Genomic DNA, 25215 nt, shown 5'->3' with positions numbered 1-25215 from the left:
TGCGTTACTTTGACGCATCGATGAGCGCGACGGCAAAGGCAGCTGACCCGCTTACCCGAATTTCCCTCGACTTATTTCCAGGGCTCTACACTGGGAATCTGTCTTAAAGCCGCTGACTTCAGCGGCTTTTTTTTGCCGTGAAAAAAGGCCGGGCACACCCCACGACACTGGCCGTTCATGATTGACCAAAGGAGCTCCACCGGTGAAGAACTCGCTGACGTTCACCCCGTTATTCCTCGCAATCGCAGCAACGATCATCCCCCTTGCCCACGCGGCGGACGCCCCGCCCGACGAAGGCTTCGTCGAGGGTTCGCACCTCACGGTCAACACCCGCAACTACTACATGAACCGCGACCGTCGCGACATCCATACCGATGACAGCAAGGAATGGGGCCAGGGCTTTATCGGCACTTTCGAGTCCGGCTACACCCAGGGCACCGTCGGCTTTGGCCTGGACGTCAACGCCATGCTCGGCCTGAAGCTCGACGGCGGCGGCGGCACTGATGGCTCCAGCATCCTTCCCTACGGCAGCGGCAACGGCAAGGCACCGGGTTCGTTTTCCACCGCCGGCGGCACCTTGAAAATGCGTGCCTTCGATACCGAACTGAAAGCCGGCGACCTGTTCCTCAACAACCCGGTGATCGCCGGCGGCATGACGCGCATGTTGCCGCAGACGTTCCGGGGTGTAAGCCTGACCAACCACAGCTTTGACGGCTGGATGATCGAAGGCGGCCAGGCCAGCTTTACCAAGCTCTACAACCAGAGCGGCCATCGGCGCATCGGCACCAGCTACGGTGCATTGCCGGCCAATGCCGACAGCCAGCACCTGGACTGGGCCGGCGTGTCGTTCAGCGGCATTGCCGGGTTGACCAGCAACCTGTACGCCTCCGAACTCAAGGACGTATGGCACCAGTACTACTACGACCTCGAATATACCTACGCCCTCAATGATCTGGTCAGCCTGACCCCCGGCCTGCACTACTACCACACCCAGGACACCGGCCAATCGCTGCTGGGTGATATCGACAACAACACCTACAGCCTGCATTTCACTGTAGGCGTGGGCAACCACAGCGTCACGGCCACCTATCAGCGGGTCAACGGCAACACGCCGTTCGACTACATCACCCAGGGCGACAGCGTGTACCTGGACAACTCCCAGCAGTACTCGGACTTCAACGGCCCCAACGAGCGCTCCTGGAAGCTCAAGTACGCCTACGACTTCGCCGGCCTCGGCGTGCCGGGGCTGACGTCTGCCGTGTCCTACATCAGCGGCAAGACCGACCTGACCAAGGTCGACCCCAACAGTCGTGGCTACAGCAGTTGGTACAGCGCCGACGGCAAGGACGCCAAGCATTGGGAACGGGATATCGACGTGAAATATGTGGTGCAGGGTGGCAAGGCCAAGGACCTGGCCGTGCGCCTGCAATGGGCGACTAATCGAGGAAGCAATGGCTACTCGGCAGTGGATCGGGATGTGGATGAGTACCGTGTGATTGTGGATTACCCCATCAACATCTTCTGACAACGTTCCAAATGTGGGAGGGGGATTGCTCCCGATGGCGTTGGGTCAGTCAACCTATTATTGACTGACACTCAGCTATCGGGAGCAAGCCCCCTCCCACATTTGGTTCTGCGACCTATTCCAGAGTTGCTACTAAGCTATTGGCATCCTCAAAGCAGAAGTGCGTCCGATGAGCCCAAGCCTTACCCGCCCTGAGCGCCTGCTTATTCTGGGCAGCACGCTGACAGTGTTGCTGATCGTGGGAGTCGTCACGGCGCTGCTGATTCGTGAACACGCCAATACCTTGCAGACGGCCAAGCGCACCGCCAATACCATCACCCAATTGATCGACGCCGACGTGTTGCGCAATGTCGAACTCTACGATGTGGGCCTCAAGGGTTTGATCACCGCTACCGAACGTACTGACCTGCAGGATGTATCCGCGAGTATCCGTCAGTTGGTGCTGTTCGACCGCTCCGCCGCCGCGCCATACAAGGGCGATGTCCTGTTGCTGGATCCCACCGGCGAGGTGATTGCCGACTCGTCACTGCTCACGATCAAGCCCGGCAACTTCGCTGATCGGGACTATTTTCAGGTTCACCGCCAGAATCCGGACGTGGGGTTGTACATCAGCCGTCCGTTCATGGCCCGCTGTGTGTGCGATGACCAATGGCGCATCGCGTTCAGCCGCCGCGTTTCGTCACCGGACGGGCGCTTCCTGGGAGTGGCCGTCGCGTCCATGCGCCTGTCGTACTTCCACCAGCTGTTCACCAGCCTGAATATCGGCAGCAACAGCACGATCAACCTGCTCAACCACCAAGGCATCCTGCTGGCGCAAGAGCCTTTGCTGGAAGCGGATATCATCAATAAGGACCTGAGCCAACGCCCCAACGTCGCACGTATGCTGCGTGAACGGGACGGCAGTTTCCAAAGCATCTCCAGTGTCGACCATCAGGCACGCCTTTACAGTTTCTCCAATGTGGGCAATTTGCCATTGATCGTTGCGGTGGCCCTTTCCAGTGATGAAGTGTTCGCGCCCTGGCGGCGCGCAGCGTGGCTGGTCAGCCTTGCGACGGGGGTGTTATGCGTGGGTCTGTTGTGGCTGACCTGGGCGCTGTGCATGGAATTGCGCCGTCGCCATCGTGCTGAGCAAGTGCTGTCAGAACTGGCAGCCACCGACGCCCTCACCGGCCTGGCCAACCGTCGTACTCTGGACGAGCGTTTGCGTATGGAATGGGACCGTGCGCAGCGCTCAACCGAGCCGCTGACTGTGCTGATGATCGACGTGGACCACTTCAAGGCCTTCAACGACCGCCACGGCCATCAGGGTGGGGATGATGCGTTGCGGGCAGTCGCGCAGGTAATCAACAGCACTATCCGTCGCCCGGCCGACCTGGCCGCGCGTTATGGCGGTGAAGAGTTCGCCGCGGTGCTGCCCCATACCGACGCCAAGGGCGCCTGGGTGATCGCCGAGCGTATCCGCCAGAGCGTTCAGCATTTGCCGCAGGTGGCCGGGGATGATCAGCCGATCACGGTGAGCATCGGCATGAGTACCTGGCACAAGCACAGCCGTATCACCCTTGAGGACTTGCTGCTCAAGGCTGACCAAGCGTTGTATGAGGCCAAGCACAGTGGGCGTAACCGCATTGTGGATGCGGCAACCCTTCCCATATAAAACGCCATAAAAAAAGGCCACCCGAAGGCAGCCTTTAAAAACTAAAGAAAGAGAGTTGTTACTTACACCGCCGCAACGGGACGCATGTAAGAGATCGGTGCGGTGCTGGCATCTTCGAAGGTCACGACTTCCCAAGCGTCTGTCTGCTCAATCAACTTGCGCAGCAGCTGGTTGTTAAGGGCGTGGCCCGACTTGAAGCCTTTGAACTCGCCTATCAGGCTATTGCCCAGCAGGTAGAGGTCACCGATTGCATCGAGGATCTTGTGCTTCACGAATTCGTCTTCGTAGCGAAGGCCGTCTTCGTTCAGTACACCATCCGCGTCGACCACAATGGCGTTTTCAACGCTGCCGCCGAGTGCGAGGTTGTGCTTGCGCAGGTACTCGATGTCACTCATGAAACCAAAGGTACGGGCGCGGCTGACTTCTTTTACGAACGAAGTGCTGGAAAAATCCACGCTTGCACTTTGGGTGCGGTCACGGAATACCGGGTGATCGAAATCGATCTCAAAGCTCACTTTAAAGCCTTCGAACGGGACGAAGGTGGCGCGCTTGTCGCCGTCTTCTACTGTCACTTCCCGCAGAATGCGAATGAACTTCTTGGCTGCGTCCTGTTCTTCCAGGCCGGCAGATTGAATCAAGAATACGAAGGGTCCAGCGCTGCCATCCATGATCGGGACTTCGGACGCGGAGAGCTCGACGTAGGCGTTATCGATGCCCAGGCCAGCCATGGCCGAGAGCAAGTGCTCCACCGTGTCCACTTTGACGTCACCGTTGACCAGAGTGGTCGACATCGTGGTTTCGCCAACGTTTTCCGCGCGAGCAGGAATCTGCACCACAGGGTCCAGGTCGGCACGAACAAACACGATGCCGGTGTCGACAGGTGCGGGCTTGAGGGTCAGGTATACCTTCTCCCCGGAGTGCAGACCTACACCTGTGGCACGGATAATATTCTTCAGGGTGCGTTGTTTAATCATGGCTTGGACCGCTTCAGCGCAAATTGCGAACTGGTATCAACAAAGGCTGGCGATAATAACAGACCAGACCTTTGCTGAACACCAATCACCTTCATAGCCCTGATACATTCCATTAATCGGCCTGACGACGCAGGAATGCCGGGATGTCCAGGTAGTCCAGATCATCTTGCGGATTCAGGCTACGGGATGCAGCAGCACCGGCCTGGGCCTGGTTGCGCATCACGGTCGGACGGTCCAGATCACGGTAGTTCACCGACGGCAGTTCCTGGCGAGCAGGTGCTGCAGCGGCCGCTGCCTGATTAGCCTGGCTGACCTGGCTGTTGTGCAGGGTGTTGTCGATGACCTTTACAGGCTTCTCGATTTTCGCACCCAGGCCGGTCGCAACCACGGTTACATGCAGTTCATCACGCATATCCGGATCGATAACGGTACCCACCTTGACCATGGCGTGCTCGGACGCGAAGGCTTCGATGATGCTACCCACGTCGGAGTACTCACCCAGGGACAGGTCGGGACCTGCGGTGATGTTTACCAGGATGCCGCGTGCACCTTGCAGGTTCACGTCTTCGAGCAACGGGTTGCGGATGGCCGCTTCGGTCGCTTCGCGTGCACGGTTAGGACCGCTGGCGCAGCCAGTGCCCATCATCGCCATGCCCATTTCGCTCATGACGGTACGAACGTCGGCAAAGTCGACGTTGATCATGCCCGGACGCTTGATGATGTCGGAGATACCGCGAACGGCACCGGCCAGTACATCGTCAGCCTTGGCGAACGCAGACAGCAGGCTTGCGTCCTTGCCCAGGATGGTCAGCAGTTTCTCGTTGGGGATGGTGATCAACGAGTCGACGCTTTCAGACAGCAGACGGATACCTTCGTCGGCGATCTGCATGCGCTTGCGGCCTTCGAACGGGAACGGACGCGTCACGACCGCAACGGTCAGAATCCCCATTTCCTTGGCTACTTCGGCAATGATCGGAGCAGCACCGGTACCGGTACCGCCGCCCATGCCGGTGGTGATGAACACCATGTTGGTGCCTTGCAGCACTTCGGCAATACGCTCGCGGTCTTCCAGAGCGGCTTGACGGCCGACTTCCGGATTGGCGCCAGCGCCGAGGCCCTTGGTCACCGCTGTGCCCAATTGCAGGATGGTCCGCGCGCCGATGCTTTTCAGCGCCTGGGCATCAGTGTTGGCGCAGATGAATTCAACGCCTTCAATGTTGCTCTTGACCATGTGGTTGACAGCGTTGCCGCCGCCACCGCCGACACCGATTACTTTGATAACCGGGCTAGCGGGGATGTTGTCTACGAGTTCAAACATGTTCCCTCTCCTTTCGTTTTCTCTAGTTTTTTCGCCTACTGCTTACTGCGGGTGCTGCGGTGTCGCGGTAAATCTTTAGAAATTGCCTTTGACCCAAGCCTGCAACCGCTCGAACAACGGCGCTTTGGCTTCGTCGTCACTTCGGTAGCTGTCGCGGATGCTCGGGCCCGACAAGGAAATGCCATCGGTCTGCTTTTGCAGCCCGTACAACAGCAAGCCCACACCGGTGGAATAAATCGGGTTGCGCACGACGTCGCCCAGGCCTTTCACGCCATGGGGCACGCCCAGGCGCACAGGCATGTGGAAGATCTCTTCGGCCAGTTCGACCGCGCCTTCCATTTTCGAGGTGCCACCGGTCAGCACGATGCCGGCCGGGATCAAATCTTCGTAGCCGCTGCGACGCAGTTCGGCCTGGATCAGGGTGAACAGTTCGTCGTAGCGCGGCTCGACCACTTCGGCCAGAGCCTGGCGCGACAGTTCGCGCGGTGGACGGTCGCCCACGCTTGGCACCTTGATGGTCTCGCCGGCACCGGCCAGTTTGGCCAGGGCGCAGGCGTAGCGGATCTTGATTTCTTCGGCGTACTGGGTCGGTGTACGCAACGCCATGGCGATGTCGTTGGTGACCTGGTCGCCGGCAATCGGGATCACCGCGGTGTGACGGATCGCACCCTCGGTGAAGATCGCGATGTCGGTGGTGCCGCCGCCGATGTCCACCAGGCACACGCCCAGCTCTTTTTCGTCGTCGGTGAGTACCGAGTAGGCCGAAGCCAACTGCTCGAGAATGATGTCGTCGATTTCCAGGCCGCAACGGCGCACGCATTTTTCAATGTTCTGTGCGGCGTTGACGGCGCAGGTCACCACGTGGACCTTGGCTTCCAGACGTACGCCCGACATGCCCAGGGGCTCGCGCACGCCTTCCTGGTTATCGATCACGTAGTCCTGCGGCAGGGTGTGCAGCACGCGCTGGTCAGCCGGGATCGCCACGGCCTGGGCGGCGTCGAGGACGCGCTCAAGGTCGGCCGAGCTGACTTCACGGTCGCGGATCGCCACGATGCCATGGGAATTCAGGCTGCGGATATGGTTGCCGGCCACGCCGACGAACGCCGAGTGAATCCGGCAACCGGCCATCAGCTGCGCTTCTTCGATGGCGCGCTGGATCGATTGCACGGTGGACTCGATGTTCACCACCACGCCCTTCTTCAGGCCCCGGGACGGATGCGTGCCAATACCGACGATTTCGATCGCGCCGTCTTCCCCAACCTCGCCCACCAGCGCCACCACCTTGGAGGTGCCGATATCGAGACCGACGATCATTTTGCCGCTTTGCACGTTTGCCATGGGTCCTGCCTCTTCTTAATTCTTCGCGACAGCGGGTTGTGCTGCCGTGGGCGCGGCCGGTGCACGCCAGCCGACGGCCAGGCCGTTGGCGTAACGCAGGTCGACGCTCGCAATGTTCGTAATCTGTTCTTTCAAGGTTTTTTCATAGATGGCAATAAAGCGGCGCATCTTTTCCACCAAGCGGTCGCGTCCCAGCAACAACTCGATGCCCGGGCCGGAACTGCCTGCCCCGGTCGTCAAAAACCAGCTGCCCCGTTCACGCAGTTCCAGGCGTGCAATGGAGAAGCCCAGTGGCCGCAGCATCTGGCTCAAGGCCTGGTACTGCTGCATCACTTGCTGCTGCGCCCGCTGCGGCCCGAACAGCTGCGGCAGGTGCTCATAGTTGGCCAGCTCACGCGGGGTGAACGCCTGGCCCTGGTTGTTCAACAGCGCTTCATCACCCCAACGGGCCACGGGCAGTTGTTCTTCCAGGCGGATCGTGACCTGGTCGGGCCATACGCGGCGCACTTCGGCGTGTGCGATCCACGGCATCTGTTCCAGCTCCGAGCGCATACCGGCCAGGTCGATGGTAAAGAAGCTCGCGGCCAGGTACGGGCCGATGCGCTGCTGTACCGCCTGCTGGCTGATGTAGCTCAAGTCGCCCTGCACGCTGATCTTGGTGATCGGCCGGTCGGCATACGGCAGCAGGCGTTGCGCGCCTTCGTAGGTACCGAACCCCAGCACCACCAGCAATACCGGCCAGAACAGCGCCTTGATAAAACCAAAGTTGGCTTTGGGCAGGCGCGCCGACATCGGCTCTTTGGCCACCATGCGGCTGGCACCCCGTGGCACCGGCTTGCGGCTCGGTGCTTGTGGGGGCTGATGACGAAGCGATGCGCCTTTCATGTCTTAGCCTCGTGACTCGATACTTGCCGCCAGGATCGCCAGCACCAACTGCTGAAAATCCAGGCCAGCTGCGCGAGCGGCCATCGGCACCAGGCTGTGGTCGGTCATCCCCGGTGCGGTGTTGACTTCAAGGAACCAGAAATTCCCTTGGTCATCCTGCATCACGTCTGCCCGCGCCCAACCGGCGATACCCAACGCCTCACAGGCTTTCGCCGTGAGGTCCATCAATTGCTGTTCCTTGGTTGCTTCGAGGCCACATGGGATCCGGTACTGGGTATCGGAAGCCAGGTACTTGGCGTCGTAGTCATAAAAGGTGTGGGGCGTGCCCAAAGCGATGGGCGGCAATACCTGGCCACGCAGGGTGGCGATGGTGTACTCGGGACCGGAAATCCACTGTTCCACCAACACTTGCGAATCGTAGGTACTTGCCGCTTTCCATGCGTCGATCAATTCGGCGGCCGAGTTCACTTTAGCCATGCCGATACTGGAGCCTTCATGGGCTGGTTTGACGATCAAAGGCAGGCCCAGTTCCTTGGCCGCAGAAATACAATCGTCTTCGCTGCACAGCACGGCGTGACGCGGGGTCGGAATACCCAGGCTGTGCCACACCTGCTTGGTGCGCAATTTGTCCATCGCCAGCGCGGAAGCGAGGATACCGCTACCGGTGTAGGGGATGCCGGCACATTCGAGCAGGCCTTGCATGCTGCCGTCTTCACCGCCACGACCATGGAGGATGATGAAGGCGCGGTCGATCTTCTCGGCTTGCAGACGGGCGAGGAAGTCATCGCCGACGTCGATGCCAAAGGCGTTCACACCGGCACTTTGCAGCGCCTGGAGCACGGCATTGCCGGACTTGAGCGACACTTCGCGCTCAGCGCTCTTGCCGCCGAACAGCACAGCGACGCGACCGAAATCGGCAGGCGCGACAGTGGAAAACAGGGAGCCGTAGTTAGTGATCATTTCGACGCCCCCTTTGCCACGGCTGCAAACAGCGGGCTCGCCAGCAACTTGGGCGCAAGGCCACCGATATCACCGGCCCCCTGGCACAGCAGGATGTCGCCGGCGCGCAGCAACGGCTTGACGATAGGGGCCAGGTCGACGCCACGCTCGATGTAGATCGGGTCCAGTTGGCCACGCTGGCGGATGCTGTTGCACAGCTTGCGGCTGTCAGCGCCCGGGATCGGTTCTTCACCGGCCGGGTAAACCTCCATCAGCAGCAGCACGTTGGCATCGGCCAGTACATTGACGAAATCGTCGTACAGGTCGCGGGTACGGCTGTAGCGGTGCGGCTGGTAAACCATCACCAGGCGGCGCTCCGGCCAGCCGCCGCGCACGGCCTTGATCACAGCGGCAACTTCGGTCGGGTGGTGACCGTAGTCATCCACCAGCATCACGTCACCGCCTTCAACCGGCAACTGGCCGTAGACCTGGAAGCGACGGCCGACACCGGCAAAGCGCGACAGCCCTTCGACGATGGCTTCATCGCTGACGCCCTCATCGGTGGCGATGCAGATGGTCGCCAGGGAGTTCAGCACGTTGTGGTTGCCCGGCATGTTCACCGAGACATCCAGCGGTTCGCGGTCAGGACGCAGCACGGTGAAGAAGGTTTGCATGCCTTCCTGGCGTACATTGATTGCGCGCACATCGGCGTCTTCGCTGAAGCCGTAGGTCACGGTCGGACGCTTGACCTGCGGCAGGATTTCACGCACCACCGGATCGTCCAGGCACACCACCGCCAGACCGTAGAACGGCAGGTTGTGCAGGAAGTCGACGAAGGTTTTCTTCAGTTTATTGAAGTCACCGTCGTAGGTCGCCATGTGGTCTTCGTCGATGTTGGTGACGACGGCGACCAGCGGTTGCAGGTGCAGGAAGCTCGCATCGCTCTCATCGGCTTCGGCGATCAGATAGCGGCTGGTGCCGAGCTGGGCATTGGTGCCGGCTGCATTCAGGCGGCCACCGATGACGAACGTCGGGTCCAGGCCACCGGCAGCGAATACCGAAGCGATCAGGCTGGTGGTGGTGGTCTTGCCATGGGTACCGGCGACGGCGATGCCGTGACGATAGCGCATCAGTTCGGCGAGCATCTCGGCACGCGGCACCACTGGGATACGGCGTTCAAGGGCAGTGGCCACTTCCGGGTTGGAGGTGTTCACGGCACTGGACACCACCAGCACGTCGGCCTCGGCAGCGTTCTCGGCACGGTGGCCGATAAAGATCTGCGCACCGAAGGACTTCAGGCGCTCGGTGACCGGCGACTCTTTCAAGTCCGAGCCGGACACCTGGTAGCCCAGGTTCAGCAGTACTTCGGCGATGCCGCACATGCCCACACCACCGATACCGACGAAGTGAATGCGACGGATGCGGCGCATCTCGGGTTGCGGCATGGCTTTCTGATTCTCAACCATGGGCCACCTCCAGGCAGATATCGACCACGGTGCGGGTTGCTTCAGGTTTGGCCAGGCGGCTTGCGGTGCTCGCCATGCTGTTGAGTCGTTCCGGTTGCATCAAAACCTCGGTCAGGCGTGCGGCCAAATCGGCGGCGCCAGTCGTTCTTTGCGGCAGCAGGAAGGCAGCGCCCTCCCCGGCCAAATATTCGGCGTTGCGGGTCTGGTGATCGTCGATCGCATGGGGCAAAGGCACCAGCAACGACGGCAGACCGGCAGCGGCCAGTTCACTGACGGTCAGCGCACCAGCGCGGCAGACCACCAGGTCGGCCCAGCCATAGGCTTGGGCCATGTCTTTGATGAAGGGCTGTACATTCGCCTCCACACCGGCCTCGCGATAACGCGTGGCGGTGACTTCATCATGGTTCTTGCCGGCCTGGTGGAAGATCTCCGGGCGCAGAGTCTCAGGAAGTTGCGCAACGGCTTCAGGCAGCAATTTGTTCAGTGGCTCGGCGCCCAGGCTTCCGCCCAGGATCAGCAGGTGCGCCTTGCGCCCGGCCAGAGCGTCACGCGCAATGGCCATGAACAGTTCGGTACGCACTGGGTTACCGGTGGTACGAAGCTTGTCCGAGGCAGCGAAGGTTTTCGGGAAGGCTTCACACACCCGCGATGCCAACGGCACCAGCAGACGGTTGGCAGTCCCGGCGACGGCGTTCTGTTCGTGCACGATCACCGGTACGCCAGCGAGCTTCGCCGCAACGCCACCAGGGCCGGTCACATAACCACCGAAACCGAGCACGCACACCGGCTTCAGTTCGCGGATGATCCTGCGTGCCTGCATGACCGCCTTGAGCAACACGAACGGCGCCTTGAGCAGGGACAACTTGCTCTTGCCACGCAGGCCGGTGACGTTGATCAAATGCAGGGGCAAACCGGCATTGGGCACCAACTCGTTTTCAATGCCACGGGGCGTACCCAACCAGTGCACGGTATAGCCGCGGTTCTGGAATTCACGGGCGCAAGCCAGGGCCGGGAACACATGCCCCCCGGTGCCGCCGGCCATGATCAACACGTTAGCGCCCATGGGTCGGCTCCTCGGCGAAGTCGCTTTCGCTGAACTCCATCTCTTCGCTGCCCAAGTGGGTTCGACTCTCCCACTCGATACGCAGCAACAAGCCAAGACAGGCGCAGCAGATCACCAACGAACTGCCACCGTAGCTGAGGAACGGCAAGGTCAGGCCCTTGGTCGGCAACAGGCCGACGTTCACGCCGATGTTGATCAGGAATTGGCCAATCCACAGGAACGCCAGCCCGTAGGCAACGTAGGCGGCAAAGAACTGCTTGGCCTTCTCGGCCCACAGACCGATATACATGGCGCGTACACAGACGAATACGAACAGGCCGACAGTGCACAGCGAACCCACGACACCCAGCTCTTCGGCCAGTACCGAGAACACGAAGTCGGTGTGGGCTTCGGGCAGGTAGAACTGCTTCTGCACGCTGTTGCCCAGGCCCACGCCCAGCCACTCGCCGCGACCGAAGGCAATCAGCGCCTGGGTCAACTGGTAGCCGGAACCGAACTGATCGGACCAGGGGTCGGTAAAGGTAATCAGACGCGCCATCCGGTAAGGCTGCGCTTGTACCAGAATGGTCACCGCCGCGACTGCCAATACCACCATCAAGGTGAAGCGGAACAGGCCGACGCCGCCGAGGAACAGCATGGCCGCCGCAGCCCCCATCATGACCACGGTGGCACCGAAGTCGGGCTCCATCAGCAACAGCCCGGCCATGGGCAGCAGCACGATGAAGGGTTTGAAGAAGCCCATCCAGCTTTCGCGCACTTCTTTCTGACGGCGTACCAGGTAACCGGCCAGGTAGATCACCACGAACACTTTGGCGATCTCCGAGGGCTGCACGTTGAACGCGCCGAAGCCGATCCAGCGCATCGAACCGTTCACCTCGCGGCCGATGCCGGGCACGATCACCATCACCAGCAAGCCGAACGCGCCGATCAGCATCAGCCAGCCCAGACGCTGCCAGGTGGCGATAGGAATCATCATGGTGACGATGCACGCGCCGAGGCCGATCACCAGATACACCAGGTGACGGATCATCATGTAAAGGGTATTGCCCGACTGCACGGCAGCCACTTCGGAGGATGCCGAAGTGATCATCACCAGGCCCAGGCCGAGCAGCGCGAGGCACCCGGCGAGCATCGGGAAATCGAGGTCGATGCCGCGCCCGGTAATGATCGGCGACGGGTACGGCTTGATGATGTTTTTCAGGTTGAGGCTCATGCCAAGGCCTCCACGGCGCGGGCGAACAGCTGACCGCGCTCTTCGTAATTCTTGAACATGTCGAAACTGGCGCAGGCCGGCGACAGCAGCACCGCGTCACCCGGCTGGGCCAGGGCTTTGCAGTGGGCAATGGCGTCATCCAGCGAGGTCGCGCGTACTTGCGGCACCGCGTCGCCGAGGGCGGCGGCGATCAGGTCCGAATCGCGACCCATCAGCACCACGGCGCGGCAATGGGCGGCGACCGGATTTGCAAGGTCCTTGAAGTCGGCGCCCTTGCCATCACCACCAGCGATCAGTACCAGCTTGCCGTCGATATCGGCACCCAGGCCCTCGATGGCAGCCAGGGCGGCACCGACGTTGGTGGCCTTGGAGTCGTTGTAGTAGCTCACGCCATTGAGGTCGCGTACCCACTGGCAGCGATGCTCAAGGCCAGCGAACGTACGCAGGCTGGCGAGCATGGCGTCGAATGGCAGGCCAACCGCATGACCGAGCGCCAGTGCAGCCAGGGCATTGGACTGGTTATGTGCGCCACGGATCTTAAGCTCGCGTACCGGCATCAGGTTCTGGAATTCGAAAGCCAGGTACTTCTCGCCGTTCTCTTCGCGAATGCCGAAGCCTTTGAAATCGGGTTTGCCCAGGCCGAAAGTCCAGCAAGGCATGCCCTCGCCCATCAGCGGACGGCTCAGGGCATCCTGGCGATTGACTACAAATTGCCTGGCGCCACGGAAGATCCGGTGCTTGGCCAGGTGATAAGCCGGCAGGCCGCTGTAGCGGTCCATATGGTCTTCGCTGACGTTCAGCACGGTGGCCACTTCAGCGCCGAGATCGTGGGTGGTTTCCAGCTGGAAGCTCGACAACTCCATCACGTACAACTCGACGTCGTCGCTGAGCAGGTCCAACGCCGGCACACCGAGATTGCCGCCCACAGCCACCCGCTTGCCGGCCGCAGCCGCCATTTCGCCGACCAGGGTGGTCACGGTGCTCTTCGCATTGGAACCGCTGATGGCCACGATCGGCGCCTTGGCGTTACGCGCAAACAGATCGATATCACCGGACAGCTTGACGCCACGCGCTGCAGCAGCTTGCAGGGCGGGTGTAGCCAGCGCCAGGCCGGGGCTCACGTAGAGCTCATCGGCACGGCACAGAAACTCGACATCCAACTCGCCACAACGCACTTCCACGTGCGGGTAGTCACGGCGCAGCGTGACCAGCTCCGGTGGATTTTCCCGCGTGTCGGCCACGGCAAACGACGTGCCCCGGTTCGCCAGGAAGCGAACCAGGGACATGCCGCTCTTGCCGAGGCCGACAACGATGCGGAAGTGGTCTGAAGCGATCAGGGACACTCGTTTCTACCTCAGTTTCAGGGTGGCAAGGCCGACCAGTACCAGAATCACGGTGATGATCCAGAAACGGACGATCACACGTGGCTCGGGCCAGCCCTTGAGTTCAAAGTGGTGGTGGATCGGCGCCATGCGGAACACACGACGCCCGGTCAATTTGAAGGAAGCCACCTGGATGACCACCGACAGGGTTTCCATCACGAACACACCGCCCATGATGAACAGCACGATTTCCTGGCGAACGATCACCGCAATGGTGCCCAGGGCAGCGCCCAGCGCCAGCGCGCCGACGTCACCCATGAAGACTTGTGCCGGGTAGGTGTTGAACCACAGGAACCCCAGGCCGGCACCGATCAGCGCGCCGCAGAACACGATCAGCTCACCGGCGCCCGGTACGTAAGGGATCAGCAGGTATTCTGCGAATTTCACGTTACCCGACAGGTAGCAGAAGATGCCGAGTGCACCGCCAACCATCACCGTCGGCATGATCGCCAGGCCATCAAGGCCGTCGGTCAGGTTCACCGCGTTGCTGGAGCCGACGATCACGAAATAGGTCAGCACCACGAAGCCGACACCCAGTGGAATGCTCACATCCTTGAGCATCGGGATGATCAAGGTGGTTTCCACGGCGCTTGGCGCAGTGGTGTACAGGAAGACTGCCGCAGCGAGGCCGAACACCGACTGCCAGAAATACTTCCAGCGGCTTGGCAGCCCCTTGGAGTTTTTCTCGATCACTTTGCGGTAGTCATCCACCCAGCCGATGGCACCGAACAGCAGGGTCACCAGCAGCACCACCCACACGTAGCGGTTATGCAGGTCGGCCCAGAGCAAGGTGCTGACGCCGATGGACGACAGGATCAGCGCACCGCCCATGGTCGGCGTGCCGGACTTGGACAGGTGCGACTGCGGGCCGTCATTGCGAACCGATTGACCAATTTGCAGGTTCTGCAGGGTGCGGATCATCCACGGCCCCAGAAACAGTGACAAAGACAGCGCGGTCAGCACACCCAGGATCCCGCGCAGGGTCAGGTACTGAAAGACCGCGAAGCCTTTGTGGAACTGTTGCAGATACTCAGCCAGCAGCAGCAGCATTAATGTTTCTCCGTACTTGAGCCACACAAGGCTGCGACGACGTTTTCCATCACCGCGCTGCGCGATCCCTTGATCAAAATGGTTGTGTGTTTGTCGTGTTCAGTCGCCGTCAGCGCCTGGATCAATTCAGCTTGCGTCGCAAAATGCCGCGCACCGGGACCGAAGGCGCTCACGGCGTGAGTCATGTTCGGGCCGACCGCGTAGAGCGCGTCGACCTTGCCGCTGGCGTAGGCACCCACTTCGCGATGGGACTGCTCGGCCCAGTCGCCCAGCTCGGCGATATCGCCCAGCACCAGTACTTTGCGGCCATCGAAACCCTTGAGCAGATCTATGGCGGCGCAGACCGAGGACTGGTTGGCGTTGTAGGTGTCATCAATCACGCGCATCCCGTTGGCAGCCAATTGCGCCACAGTGCGGCCCTTGACCGGCTGCACCGCGCCCAGGCCCGTAGCGATACCGAACAGCGACACGCCCAGGGCATGGGCGGCGGCGGCGGCGGCCAGGGCGTTGGCAACGTTATGGTTGCCCAGCAGGTTCAGCTGCACGTGTTCGCTGCCTTGCGGGGTATGCAAGGTGAAGGACGGGCAACCGCGGGCGTCGACGGTGATATTTGAAGCATGGAAGTCGGCCGCGGCATTGAGCACCGCAAACGTCAGCACCTTGCGACCGGCGGCGCGTACACGCCAGGTCGCGAAAGCCTTGTCGTCCTGGTTCAGCACAGCGGTGCCCGAGGCGTCGAGCCCTTCAAGAATTTCACCCTTGGCTTCGACGATTTTTTCCGGGCCGCCGAACTCGCCGACATGGGCGGTACCGGCATTGTTGATGATCGCCACGTGAGGCTTGGTCAGCGCCACGGTGTAGGCGATTTCGCCGATACGCGAAGCCCCCAGCTCGATCACGGCTGCCGTGTGCTCCGGGGCCAGTTCGAGCAGGGTCAGCGGTGCGCCGAAATCATTGTTGAGGTTGCCCCGCGTCGCAAGCACCGGCCCGCGCGTACGCAGGACACCGGCAAGCAGTTCCTTGACTGTGGTCTTGCCGCTGGAGCCGGTAATGGCCGCCACCGGCTTGTCAAAAGCAGCGCGGTTGAGCGCACCCAATTGACCCAAGGCCAAGCGAGTATCGGGCACCAGCAATTGCGGCAAGGTAGAGTCGGGCACTTCACGCTGTACCAAGGCACCGACGGCACCTTTGGCGGCGACTTCGTTCAGGTAGTCGTGACCATCGAAGCGCGGGCCTGCCAGGGCGACAAACAACTGCCCAGGCTGAATGTTGCGGCTGTCGATACTCACGCCGTTGAAGGTGCAATCGCTCGACACTACGCGGGCCGACAGGGCCTGGGTGAGTTGGCTGAACTGCATGACTTTAAGCATGGGCGACCTCCCAGGCAGCCAAGGCGTGATCAGCCTCGACCAGATCGGAGAAGGCATGGCGCTCGCCGTTGATTTCCTGGTAGTCCTCGTGCCCCTTGCCCGCCAGCACCACCACATCGTCAGCGTTGGCGCTGGCAATCAGTTGGGCAATGGCGGCACCACGACCAGCAACGAAGGTGGCCTTGGAGGCATCTTTGAAGCCGACACGGATGTCATCGAAAATCTGGCTTGGGTCTTCACTGCGCGGGTTGTCGTCGGTGACGAGTACGCCGTCGGCCAAACGCTCGACAATCTCAGCCATCAACGGACGCTTGCCGCGATCGCGATCACCGCCGCAGCCGAACAGGCAGAGCAATTTGCCCTTGGCATGTGGGCGCAGGGCTTCGAGAACTTTTTCCAGGGCATCCGGGGTATGGGCGTAATCGACCACCACCAGCGGCTGTTTGCCGCCACCCAGGCGCTGCATACGGCCAGCCGGGCCCTCAAGCTTGGGCAGTACGCGCAGGATTTCATCCAGGGCGTAATCCAGACCCAGCAGCGCGCCGATGGCAGCGAGTACGTTGCTCAGGTTGAAGCGGCCGAGCAAGGTACTGCGCAAGTGGTGTTCGCCCTGGGGCGTGACCAACGTGGCGCGTACGCCCTCGTCATTGAACTGGGCTTCGCGGCAATACAGGTAGGCACTGGAATCTTTCAGGCTATAACTGATCAGGCGTGCTTCGCTTTCTTCGCCAGCCAGTTGACGGCCAAATGCGTCGTCCAGGTTGATCACCCGGCACTTCAGGTCATTCCAGGCAAACAGCTTGGCCTTGGCGGCGGCGTACGCCTCCATGGTGCCGTGGTAGTCGAGGTGATCACGGGACAGGTTGGTCATCACCGCAACGTCAAAGGCCAGGGCAGCCACTCGCCCCTGATCCAGACCATGTGAGGAAACTTCCATGGCAACCGCCTTGGCGCCGGCCTTTTTCAGGTCGGCCAGGGTCGCTTGCACGGCAATCGGGTTCGGCGTGGTGTGCAGGCCGCTTTGCAGCGCACCATAAAAGCCAGTGCCCAGGGTGCCGACGATGCCGCAGTGCTGGCCCAACAGGTCAAGAGCCTGGGCGACCAACTGGGTCACGCTGGTCTTGCCATTGGTGCCGGTCACGCCGATCAGGTTGAGTTGGCGGCTCGGGTCGCCGTAAAAACGCCCGGCGATGTCAGAGAGCTGCGCAGCCAGGCCCTTGACTGGAATCAACGGCACGTCGGTGATCGGCAGCACAGTGGCGCCTTCCACTTCATAGGCCACAGCCGCCGCGCCGCGCTGCAGGGCGTCTGCGATATGCGCACGACCATCGAACTTGCCGCCAGGCACCGCCAGGAACAGGTCACCGGCGCGTACGTTGCGGCTGTCCAGGCTCAATTCGCGAATCAGCAGATCGCGGCCGGCATGGGCAAAAATCTTGTTGAGGCTCAGAGACATCAGCCGCGCCCTCCATTGGCTTTGACAGCGGCGGCCGGTGGTCCGGCGTTGGCTTGTTGGGTCGGCGGCAGATTGTCCGGCGTGATGTTCATCAGGCGCAGGGTGCCGGACATTACTTTGCTGAACACCGGCGCCGAGACCAGGCCACCGAAGTAGCCGGCTTTACTCGGTTCGTCGATGACCACGACGATGGCGTAGCGCGGGTCGCTCATCGGGCCGAAGCCAGCGAACAGCGAGCGGTAGGAATTTTCGGCGTAGCCTTTGGTGCCCACGGACGTCTTACGCGCAGTACCGGACTTACCTGCCACGTGATATGCCGGCACCTGGGCACGGAACACGCCGCGTGGAGCTTCGATCACTTGTTGCAGCATGCCCTGGATGGTCTTGGCGACTTTTTCCGGAATGACCTGGTTGGCTTTCGGCGGTTCGTCCACATGGATCAGGCTCAGCGGCACCATGCGGCCGTTATTGGCCAACACCGAAAACGCGTGGGCCAGCTGGATCGCAGTGACCGACAGACCGTAGCCGTAGGACAGCGTGGCAGTCTCGGCCTTTCTCCACTCGCGGTAGTTCGGCAGGTTGCCCACGCGCTCACCCGGGAAATCGAGGCCGGTGGGTTGCCCCAGACCGATTTTTTGCGCCAGGTGATAGATCGTTTCGCCGCCAATGTCGAAGGCGACCTTACTCATGCCCACGTTACTGGAATTGATCAGGATGCCTGTCAGATCCAGCACCGGACCTTCGCTGCGGGATACGTCACGAATGGTGTATTTGCCAAGTTGCAAGGTGCCTGGGTAAACCTCGACCTTGTCGGTAGGTTTCCAGCGCCCGGTTTCCAGGGCAGCGCTCATGGAGATGGCTTTCATGGTCGAACCGGGCTCGAACACGTCGATCATTGCGCGGTTACGCATCATCGCCGGCTGCAGGTTGCGACGGTTGTTGGGGTTGTAGGTCGGCTGGTTGACCATGGCGAGGATCTCGCCGGTCTTCACGTCCATGATCACCAGGCTACCGGCCTTGGCGCCGTTCTCGATGATCGCGTTACGCAGTTCGCGGTTGGCCAGGTATTGCAGGCGCAGGTCGATCGACAACGCCAGAGGCTTGCCGGCCTTGGCGTTTTTGGTGACCTGGACATCCTTGATCAGCCTGCCGCGCCGATCCTTGATGACCTGCCGCTTGCCCGGAACTCCGGCCAGCCATTCGTCGTAGGCCAGCTCAACGCCTTCGCGACCATGATCATCGATATCGGTAAAGCCGACCATGTGCGCGGTGGTTTCACCGGCCGGGTAGAAACGACGAAACTCCTCGATGCCGTAGACACCGGGGATTTTAAGGTCGAGCACCTGCTGGCCCTGCTCGGGTGTGAGCCCGCGAACCAGATAGATGAATTCCTTGTTGGCCTGGGCTTCGAGGCGATCGGTCAGGGCCTTGCGGTCCTGGCCAAGGGCGGCGGCCAGCTCGGGCCACTTGTCCTTGGCAACTTGCAGCTCTTTAGCGTTGGCCCACAGCGTCGTCACCGGGGTACTGACGGCCAGGGGCTCGCCATTACGGTCGGTGATCAGGCCGCGGTGCGCAGGAATTGGAATATGCCGCAGGCTGCGGGCGTCACCCTGGCCGATCAGGAAGTCGCGGTCGACCACCTGCAGGTCGAAGATGCGCCAGACGATGGCACCCACCATCAATGCCAGCAAGCCGAGCATCAGGCGGAAACGCCACGGGTAGAGTGCGCCTTCGAGCTTCATCATGGCGCCACCATGCGAACTTCGGCCGCGCCCGGGATGTGCATCTTCAACTGCTCGGTGGCCAGCACTTCGATACGGCTGTGGGCTGTCCAGGTACTTTGTTCGAGGATCAACCGGCCCCACTCCGCCTGCGCCTTGTCACGCACGCTCAACTCCCCATACAGGGTATTGAGCAACTGACGGTTCCAGTGGGCGCTGTAGGACACCGCAATCGCGGACACCAGCACGCCGACAAACAGCAGCAACATAAAGAAGCTGCCGCCCGGCAGGGGTTTGGCGAAAAGCTTGCTCACCGCAGCTTCTCCGCGACGCGCATGACGGCGCTACGGGAACGTGGGTTGGCCTTGAGTTCGGCTTCGGAAGCGAACTGCGCTTTGCCATGGATTTTGATTTTCGGCACAAAGGCTTCGAAACGTACCGGCAGGTTGCGCGGCAGGTTGTCGGACTCGCCCTTGACCAGACGACGCATGAACAGTTTGACGATGCGGTCTTCCAGGGAGTGGAAACTGATCACCACCAGGCGGCCGCCCACTTCCAGAGCGTCCAGAGCGGCTTCGAGGCCGGCTTCCAGATCGCCCAATTCGTTGTTGACGTGAATGCGCAGGCCCTGGAACGCGCGAGTTGCCGGGTTCTTGCCCTTTTCCCACGCCGGGTTGGCGACCTTCAACACTTCGGCCAGGTCGGCGGTACGCTCGAAAGGCTGGATTTCCCGACGCTCGACCACGGCACGCGCCATCCGGCCGGCGAAGCGTTCTTCGCCGTATTCCTTGAATACGCGGGCGATTTCTTCCACCGGTGCGGTGGCGATGAACTGGGCAGCGCTGACCCCACGGGCGGGGTCCATGCGCATATCCAGGGGGCCGTCGTTCATGAAGCTGAAGCCGCGCTCAGGGTCGTCGAGCTGCGGCGAAGACACGCCCAGGTCGAGCAAAACCCCGGCCACCTTGCCTGCCATGCCGCGCTCGGCGACTTCGGCACCCAGCTCGGCAAAGCTGCGCTGCACAACGACAAAGCGGCCGTCTTCGGCCGCTAGCGCTTGCCCGGTGGCAATCGCTTGAGGGTCCTTGTCGAACCCGAGGAGCTTACCGTCGGGCCCGAGCTGGCTGAGTATCAAACGGCTGTGCCCGCCCCTGCCGAAGGTGCCATCCAAATAGCAGCCATCCGCGCGTACGGCGAGAGCCTCAACGGCTTCGTCAAGCAGTACGGTGATGTGGTTAAAGCCGCTATCAATAGTCACAGGATCAAATCACGCAGTTCATCAGGCATGGCGCCCGGTTGTTGAATAGCAGCCAGGTCAGCTGCAGACACAGCATCCCAGGCATCTTCGTCCCACAATTGGAACTTGTTCAGCTGGCCCACCAGCATTGCGCGCTTGTCGAGCTTGGCGTACTCGCGCAGACGCGGAGGCACCAGGAAACGACCGCTGCCATCGAGTTCAAGGTCAACGGCATTGCCGATCAGCAAACGCTGGAGGCGGCGGTTTTCTTCACGCAATGAAGGCAGCGCGCGCAACTTGGTTTCAATCAACTCCCACTCATCGAGGGGGTAAACACACAAACAAGGGTCAACGGCGTCAATCGTGATGATTAACTGCCCTGAACTTCGCGAAATGAGCTCGTCACGATACCGGCTCGGCATGGCGAGACGGCCTTTTGCATCGAGACTGATAGCGTTAGCTCCGCGAAACACAGATGCGTTTCTCCAAATTTTAGCGTTTTACGTTCAAAAAACCCACTTTGTGCCACTTTCCGCCACTTGCGCACACTATAGGAATGCGCCTACCACACCGTCAAGGCGCGGATTCAAGGAAAAGCCTTACAGAACGGAGATTTAGGAGGGTAAGAGGAGGAGAAACCAGAGTTTGACGATGTTTTTGACTCAACAACGGCAAATAGCTCATGGAGCTACGACTTAAAGTTAAAGTAATTTATTAAGAGTAAGATTTTTTTGGTATTACGAAGACGCATCTGCCAATGATTTGGCAGGGAGGGATTCTTGCGTTACTACCGGGTTTGCGCACGAGATTCGAACGCAAGGAAAAAAGGTGGAGAGTCGATCTGTAAGCCGGGTTCTGTCTTGAACAGTCATTCGTCTACGATGGCCATCACTGGACATCTTTAGCAACCTACCCGGTCCCAGCGCGGGCCACGCCTTGGGACCCTATTTGGTCTTGCTCCAAGTGGGGTTTACCTAGCCACGAACTGTTGCCAGTCGTGCGGTGCGCTCTTACCGCACCTTTTCACCCTTACCGGCACCGAAGCGCTTAGGCGGTTATTTTCTGTGGCACTTTCCGTAGGCTCACGCCTCCCAGGCATTACCTGGCACTTCGCCCTATGGAGCCCGGACTTTCCTCCCCCCCCTAATTTTCATAGAGGGCAGCGACTGTCCAATCGACTCTCCGCCGCGCAGGTTAACGGCACGAAGGTCTGAGGACAAGTATTAAAGTGCGGCAGTGCCATCATGTTCAGACGAAATACAGATTCGACCCCGGAACTATTCAGCCTTCTGTTTATCGAGCGCCACTTGATACAACACGTTTTTACGCACCCCGGTAATTTCTGCGGCAAGGGCAGCGGCACGCTTGAGCGGCATCTCCTTGAGCAACAAGTCGAGGATGCGCATGGCTTCGCTGCCCACGGCGTCTTCATTCTCCGGCGCACTCCAGCCCGCCACCAGCACCACACATTCGCCTCGCTGCTGATTGCTGTCGCCCTCGACAAACGCCCGCAACGCCTCCAGCGGCAGCCCTTTGAGGGTTTCGAAGGTCTTGGTCAACTCCCGCGCCAGCAATGCCAGCCGCTCGCCGCCGAACACCAGTTCCATATCCTGCAGGCATTCAAGGATGCGGTGCGGAGCTTCGTAGAAGATCAGGGTGCGCGGCTCTTCCTTCAGGGCCTGAAGGCGCGCGCGACGGCCGACTGCCTTGGCCGGCAGGAAACCTTCGAAAATAAACCGATCCGACGGCAAGCCTGCGGCAGATAATGCGGCAATCAGCGCGCACGCTCCCGGAACAGGCACTACATTGATACCAGCGGCGCGTGCCTGGCGGACCAGGTGGTATCCCGGATCGGAAATCAACGGCGTACCCGCATCGGAGATCAATGCCACGTCATCACCGGCCAGCAAGCGGGTGATGAAACGGCTGCCTTCTTCACGCTCATTGTGCTCATGGCACGCCGCCAGTGGCGTGCTGATTCCAAAATGCTGCATCAACCGTTGGGAGTGTCGCGTGTCTTCCGCCGCGATCAATTTAACCTCGCGCAACACCTTCAGCGCCCGGGCACTGATGTCGTCCAGGTTGCCAATCGGCGTCGCCACCACAAAAAGCGAGCCAGCAGTGGAATTCAATGGACCTGGAGCAGTCAAAACGCACACCTCGATGGTTGGCAAAAGCCACATTGTAGCGCGTAGACGCCTTGAAAATATGCCATCACGGTGGATGCCGTTTCAGCCAGCCTTTGCCAATCGCAACATTTACACGACCTAAATCCACGGTTTCACGCCACTAACATCGCGCCTGGGCCAGTGCTTGGGTACACTTCCACGCTAATTTGATCGGTATCAGGAACACTTACATGATCGCTTGCCTGCGGCTGCTCTCCGCCCTCTGCCTCGCTGCCTTGCTGGCCGCGTGTGCCAGCTCGCCCTCGTCCAGCCTTGGCGACCTGCCACGGACTCCGGATGCCAGTATCGAGCAACTGCTCGAACAGGCAACGAACGCCAACACGCCAGAAAAGGCCGCCATGCTGCGCCTGAGTGCGGCAGACCTGGCCTATCAGCAGAACAATGCCGGCCGCTCGTCGCAGATCCTTGCGCAGGTGCCCCTGGACGTCCTCAAACCCGCCGCGCAGATATTTGCCAGCACCCTGGCCGCCGAACTGGCGATGACTCGCAACCAGCCCAAGGCGGCATTGGCGGCGCTGAACCATCCCAGCCTGCAAAGCCTGAAGGAGCTGCCGGCAGACCAGCAGATCCGCACCGGTACCGTGCACGCCCGCGCTTACGAAGCCGACGGCCAGACCCTGGCCGCCGCTCGCGAGCGGGTCGCCATGGCGCCGCTGCTGACCGGCGATGCCGCTGCAAGCAACCACGAAGCCATCTGGGTGCTGATTGCCGCGCTGCCGGCCGAACAGTTGCAAGCCACCGGCAACCCGACACTCGATGGCTGGGTGACCCTGGCCCAGGCGGTCAAGGGCGCCGGCACCCTGGAGCAACAACAGGCTGCTATCGATACCTGGCGCGCACAGAACCCGGGCCACCCGGCAGCGGTGCAACTGCCCACGCCGCTGACCAGGCTCAAGGAACTGGCCAGCCAGCCCCTGAACAAGATCGCCGTGCTGCTCCCGCAGGAAGGCCCATTGGCTTCGGTCGGCAAGGCATTGCGAGAGGGTTTCATGGCGGCTCACTACCAGGCCGAACAGGCCGGGCAGAAGGCGCCGGTCATCGAGTTCTACGACAGCTCGCGCCTGAGCTCCCTCGATGACTTCTACGCCAAGGCCCAGGCCGCCGGCGTGCAATTGGTGGTCGGCCCGCTGGAAAAACCACTGGTGAAACAACTCAGTGCACGCCCGCAATTGCCGATCACCACCCTGGCACTCAATTACAGCGAGACCGACCAAGGCCCGGCGCAACTGTTCCAGTTCGGCCTGGCCGCTGAAGACGAAGCCCGTGAAGTGTCGCGCCGCGCCCGTGCCGATGGCCTGCATCGCGCCGCAGCCATGGTGCCGCGTGGCGAATGGGGCGAGCGTGTCTACAAAGCCTTCCGCCAGGATTGGGAAGCCAATGGCGGCACTGTGATGGGCGTCGAGTATGTCGATCAGCCAGTGGCACTGGCCCAGCAGATCGCCGACCTGTTCCAGTTGCGTAAAAGTGAAGGTCGCGCCAAGAGCCTGCAAAGCACGGTCGGCACCGACGTTGCCGCCCAGCCTTCGCGTCGCCAGGACATCGAGTTCATCTTCCTGGCGGTCACCCCGCAACTGGCCCAGCAGATCAAGCCGACCCTGAACTTCCAGTACGCCGGCGATGTGCCGGTCTACGCCACGTCCCATGTCTTCAGTGCCAGCGGCGACCGCAACCAGTACCTGGACATGACCAACGTGATGTTCTGCGAAACCCCTTGGCTGCTTGACACCACCGACCCGCTGCGCAACCAGGTCGCCGCGCAATGGCCGCAAGCCAATGGCAGCCTGGGCCGCCTGTACGCGATGGGCGTCGACGCCTACCGCCTGGCACCGCGCCTTGGCCAACTCAAGGCGTTGCCGGACACCCGTGTCGACGGTCTCTCGGGCAACCTGGGCATCAGCGCCAACCAGCGCGTTGACCGCCAGATGCCATGGGCGAAGTTCGTCGGCGGCGCCATTCAGCGCCTGCCCGATACCCCACGCTGATGCCTGAGCGGTCCAACGCACAAAGCGGCAAGGATGCCGAACTTCAAGCGCTGAAATATCTGCAACAACAGGGTCTGCGCCTTCTGGCGCAGAACTGGTTATGTAAACGCGGCGAGCTTGATCTGGTCATGCTTGACGGCGATACAGTAGTATTCGTCGAAGTCCGCTACAGAAAACACGCACAATGGGGTGGCGCGCTCGCCAGTATCGACGGGCGCAAGCGTCAGAAACTGATACTCGCCGCGCAGTTTTTTCTGCTAAAAGAGCATCGCTGGGCTGACAGCCCCTGCCGTTTCGATGTGGTCGCCATAGAAAGCACACCGTCGGGTCCTGCTGATCTGAACTGGCTCAAAGATGCCTTCGACAGCTGACGCACCCGGCACCTTCACCACACACTTTTGCTCTTTGCATTGCGGGCTGCACATTACCTGTGCCAAACAGCCGCGCTACTTA

21 protein-coding genes and 1 other RNA gene are annotated in these 25215 nt (G+C 61.0%); 4 read left to right on the top strand and 18 right to left on the bottom strand.

From position 1 onward, the window contains the following. Positions 1-202 precede the first annotated feature (202 nt). Entirely contained in the window at positions 203-1525 is a 1323-nt protein-coding gene (locus E4O97_RS05445; RefSeq protein WP_032877718.1) for an OprD family porin, read from the top strand. A gap of 169 nt (positions 1526-1694) precedes the next feature. Further along, positions 1695-3179 (top strand): diguanylate cyclase, encoded by a 1485-nt coding sequence (locus E4O97_RS05440; RefSeq protein WP_103734617.1) that lies wholly within the window; start codon positions 1695-1697, stop codon positions 3177-3179. Positions 3180-3241: 62 nt separating this feature from the next. Here E4O97_RS05440 and lpxC read toward each other — a convergent pair whose 3' ends face one another. From lpxC to rsmI, 18 genes are all read right to left on the bottom strand, one after another. Next, positions 3242-4153: a UDP-3-O-acyl-N-acetylglucosamine deacetylase gene (lpxC, locus tag E4O97_RS05435; protein WP_003171886.1), complete on the bottom strand. Its 912-nt coding sequence runs from the start codon at positions 4151-4153 to the stop codon at positions 3242-3244. A 112-nt stretch (positions 4154-4265) separates the two neighbouring features. Beyond that, a complete protein-coding gene (ftsZ, locus tag E4O97_RS05430; protein WP_005784951.1) occupies positions 4266-5471 on the bottom strand; it encodes a cell division protein FtsZ in 1206 nt (401 codons plus the stop codon). A gap of 75 nt (positions 5472-5546) precedes the next feature. Continuing rightward, a complete protein-coding gene (gene ftsA, locus E4O97_RS05425) occupies positions 5547-6809 on the bottom strand; it encodes a cell division protein FtsA (RefSeq protein WP_003188682.1) in 1263 nt (420 codons plus the stop codon). 15 nt (positions 6810-6824) lie between these two features. Further along, positions 6825-7694: a cell division protein FtsQ/DivIB gene (locus E4O97_RS05420; protein WP_032803262.1), complete on the bottom strand. Its 870-nt coding sequence runs from the start codon at positions 7692-7694 to the stop codon at positions 6825-6827. A 3-nt stretch (positions 7695-7697) separates the two neighbouring features. Next, entirely contained in the window at positions 7698-8654 is a 957-nt protein-coding gene (locus E4O97_RS05415) for a D-alanine--D-alanine ligase (RefSeq protein WP_248160924.1), read from the bottom strand. Further along, a complete protein-coding gene (gene murC / locus E4O97_RS05410; protein WP_005784945.1) occupies positions 8651-10099 on the bottom strand; it encodes a UDP-N-acetylmuramate--L-alanine ligase in 1449 nt (482 codons plus the stop codon). The genes E4O97_RS05415 and murC overlap by 4 nt, the downstream gene beginning before the upstream one ends. Then, on the bottom strand, positions 10092-11162 hold the full coding sequence (murG, locus tag E4O97_RS05405) for an undecaprenyldiphospho-muramoylpentapeptide beta-N-acetylglucosaminyltransferase (RefSeq protein ID WP_248131783.1): 1071 nt from the start codon (positions 11160-11162) through the stop codon (positions 10092-10094). Before murG ends, murC begins: the two co-directional genes overlap by 8 nt. Then, positions 11152-12363, bottom strand: coding sequence for a putative lipid II flippase FtsW (gene ftsW, locus E4O97_RS05400; RefSeq protein WP_164365925.1), 1212 nt, complete (start codon positions 12361-12363; stop codon positions 11152-11154). Before ftsW ends, murG begins: the two co-directional genes overlap by 11 nt. Positions 12364-12371: 8 nt before the next feature. Beyond that, on the bottom strand, positions 12372-13718 hold the full coding sequence (gene murD / locus E4O97_RS05395; protein ID WP_005784940.1) for a UDP-N-acetylmuramoyl-L-alanine--D-glutamate ligase: 1347 nt from the start codon (positions 13716-13718) through the stop codon (positions 12372-12374). Between the two features lie 6 nt (positions 13719-13724). Next, the gene (gene mraY / locus E4O97_RS05390; RefSeq protein ID WP_005784939.1) at positions 13725-14807 is read right to left on the bottom strand and encodes a phospho-N-acetylmuramoyl-pentapeptide-transferase; all 1083 of its coding nucleotides are present in this window, start codon (positions 14805-14807) and stop codon (positions 13725-13727) included. Further along, entirely contained in the window at positions 14807-16177 is a 1371-nt protein-coding gene (murF, locus tag E4O97_RS05385; protein WP_078820310.1) for a UDP-N-acetylmuramoyl-tripeptide--D-alanyl-D-alanine ligase, read from the bottom strand. The genes mraY and murF overlap by 1 nt, the downstream gene beginning before the upstream one ends. Next, positions 16170-17633, bottom strand: coding sequence for a UDP-N-acetylmuramoyl-L-alanyl-D-glutamate--2,6-diaminopimelate ligase (locus E4O97_RS05380; RefSeq protein WP_248160923.1), 1464 nt, complete (start codon positions 17631-17633; stop codon positions 16170-16172). The genes murF and E4O97_RS05380 overlap by 8 nt, the downstream gene beginning before the upstream one ends. Beyond that, a complete protein-coding gene (locus E4O97_RS05375) occupies positions 17633-19375 on the bottom strand; it encodes a penicillin-binding protein 2 (protein WP_164699553.1) in 1743 nt (580 codons plus the stop codon). Before E4O97_RS05375 ends, E4O97_RS05380 begins: the two co-directional genes overlap by 1 nt. Further along, positions 19375-19668, bottom strand: a complete 294-nt coding sequence (gene ftsL / locus E4O97_RS05370; RefSeq protein WP_003188663.1) for a cell division protein FtsL — start codon at positions 19666-19668, stop codon at positions 19375-19377. The genes E4O97_RS05375 and ftsL overlap by 1 nt, the downstream gene beginning before the upstream one ends. Beyond that, on the bottom strand, positions 19665-20606 hold the full coding sequence (rsmH, locus tag E4O97_RS05365; protein ID WP_216092223.1) for a 16S rRNA (cytosine(1402)-N(4))-methyltransferase RsmH: 942 nt from the start codon (positions 20604-20606) through the stop codon (positions 19665-19667). The genes ftsL and rsmH overlap by 4 nt, the downstream gene beginning before the upstream one ends. Positions 20607-20608: 2 nt before the next feature. Continuing rightward, on the bottom strand, positions 20609-21064 hold the full coding sequence (gene mraZ, locus E4O97_RS05360; RefSeq protein WP_003171868.1) for a division/cell wall cluster transcriptional repressor MraZ: 456 nt from the start codon (positions 21062-21064) through the stop codon (positions 20609-20611). Between the two features lie 355 nt (positions 21065-21419). Further along, positions 21420-21773: RNase P RNA component class A (rnpB, locus tag E4O97_RS05355), an RNA gene on the bottom strand. 95 nt (positions 21774-21868) lie between these two features. Then, positions 21869-22774 (bottom strand): 16S rRNA (cytidine(1402)-2'-O)-methyltransferase, encoded by a 906-nt coding sequence (gene rsmI, locus E4O97_RS05350; RefSeq protein ID WP_164699512.1) that lies wholly within the window; start codon positions 22772-22774, stop codon positions 21869-21871. Positions 22775-22950: 176 nt separating this feature from the next. On the opposite strand from rsmI, the gene E4O97_RS05345 reads away from it, so the two are divergent. Next, positions 22951-24762: a penicillin-binding protein activator gene (locus E4O97_RS05345; RefSeq protein ID WP_078820309.1), complete on the top strand. Its 1812-nt coding sequence runs from the start codon at positions 22951-22953 to the stop codon at positions 24760-24762. Next, on the top strand, positions 24762-25133 hold the full coding sequence (locus E4O97_RS05340) for a YraN family protein (protein WP_078820308.1): 372 nt from the start codon (positions 24762-24764) through the stop codon (positions 25131-25133). The genes E4O97_RS05345 and E4O97_RS05340 overlap by 1 nt, the downstream gene beginning before the upstream one ends. The last annotated feature ends 82 nt before the right edge of the window (positions 25134-25215 follow it).

Origin of the sequence: Pseudomonas sp. W15Feb34 (genome assembly GCF_023127765.1) — a bacterium.
Classification (GTDB): Bacteria; Pseudomonadota; Gammaproteobacteria; order Pseudomonadales; family Pseudomonadaceae; genus Aquipseudomonas; species Aquipseudomonas synxantha_A.
Note: the sequence above shows the minus strand (reverse complement) of the source record. Positions and strands in the feature narration are given on the sequence as shown.

Excerpts from the sequence above, each read along its gene's own strand:
- E4O97_RS05440 (WP_103734617.1), top strand. The coding sequence starts at position 1,695 with ATGAGCCCAAGCCTTACCCGCCCTGAGCGCCTGCTTATTCTGGGCAGC.
- lpxC (WP_003171886.1), bottom strand. The coding sequence starts at position 4,153 with ATGATTAAACAACGCACCCTGAAGAATATTATCCGTGCCACAGGTGTA.
- ftsZ (WP_005784951.1), bottom strand. The coding sequence starts at position 5,471 with ATGTTTGAACTCGTAGACAACATCCCCGCTAGCCCGGTTATCAAAGTA.
- ftsA (WP_003188682.1), bottom strand. The coding sequence starts at position 6,809 with ATGGCAAACGTGCAAAGCGGCAAAATGATCGTCGGTCTCGATATCGGC.
- E4O97_RS05420 (WP_032803262.1), bottom strand. The coding sequence starts at position 7,694 with ATGAAAGGCGCATCGCTTCGTCATCAGCCCCCACAAGCACCGAGCCGC.
- E4O97_RS05415 (WP_248160924.1), bottom strand. The coding sequence starts at position 8,654 with ATGATCACTAACTACGGCTCCCTGTTTTCCACTGTCGCGCCTGCCGAT.
- murC (WP_005784945.1), bottom strand. The coding sequence starts at position 10,099 with ATGGTTGAGAATCAGAAAGCCATGCCGCAACCCGAGATGCGCCGCATC.
- murG (WP_248131783.1), bottom strand. The coding sequence starts at position 11,162 with ATGGGCGCTAACGTGTTGATCATGGCCGGCGGCACCGGGGGGCATGTG.
- mraY (WP_005784939.1), bottom strand. The coding sequence starts at position 14,807 with ATGCTGCTGCTGCTGGCTGAGTATCTGCAACAGTTCCACAAAGGCTTC.
- murF (WP_078820310.1), bottom strand. The coding sequence starts at position 16,177 with ATGCTTAAAGTCATGCAGTTCAGCCAACTCACCCAGGCCCTGTCGGCC.
- E4O97_RS05380 (WP_248160923.1), bottom strand. The coding sequence starts at position 17,633 with ATGTCTCTGAGCCTCAACAAGATTTTTGCCCATGCCGGCCGCGATCTG.
- E4O97_RS05375 (WP_164699553.1), bottom strand. The coding sequence starts at position 19,375 with ATGAAGCTCGAAGGCGCACTCTACCCGTGGCGTTTCCGCCTGATGCTC.
- rsmI (WP_164699512.1), bottom strand. The coding sequence starts at position 22,774 with ATGTGGCTTTTGCCAACCATCGAGGTGTGCGTTTTGACTGCTCCAGGT.
- E4O97_RS05345 (WP_078820309.1), top strand. The coding sequence starts at position 22,951 with ATGATCGCTTGCCTGCGGCTGCTCTCCGCCCTCTGCCTCGCTGCCTTG.
- E4O97_RS05340 (WP_078820308.1), top strand. The coding sequence starts at position 24,762 with ATGCCTGAGCGGTCCAACGCACAAAGCGGCAAGGATGCCGAACTTCAA.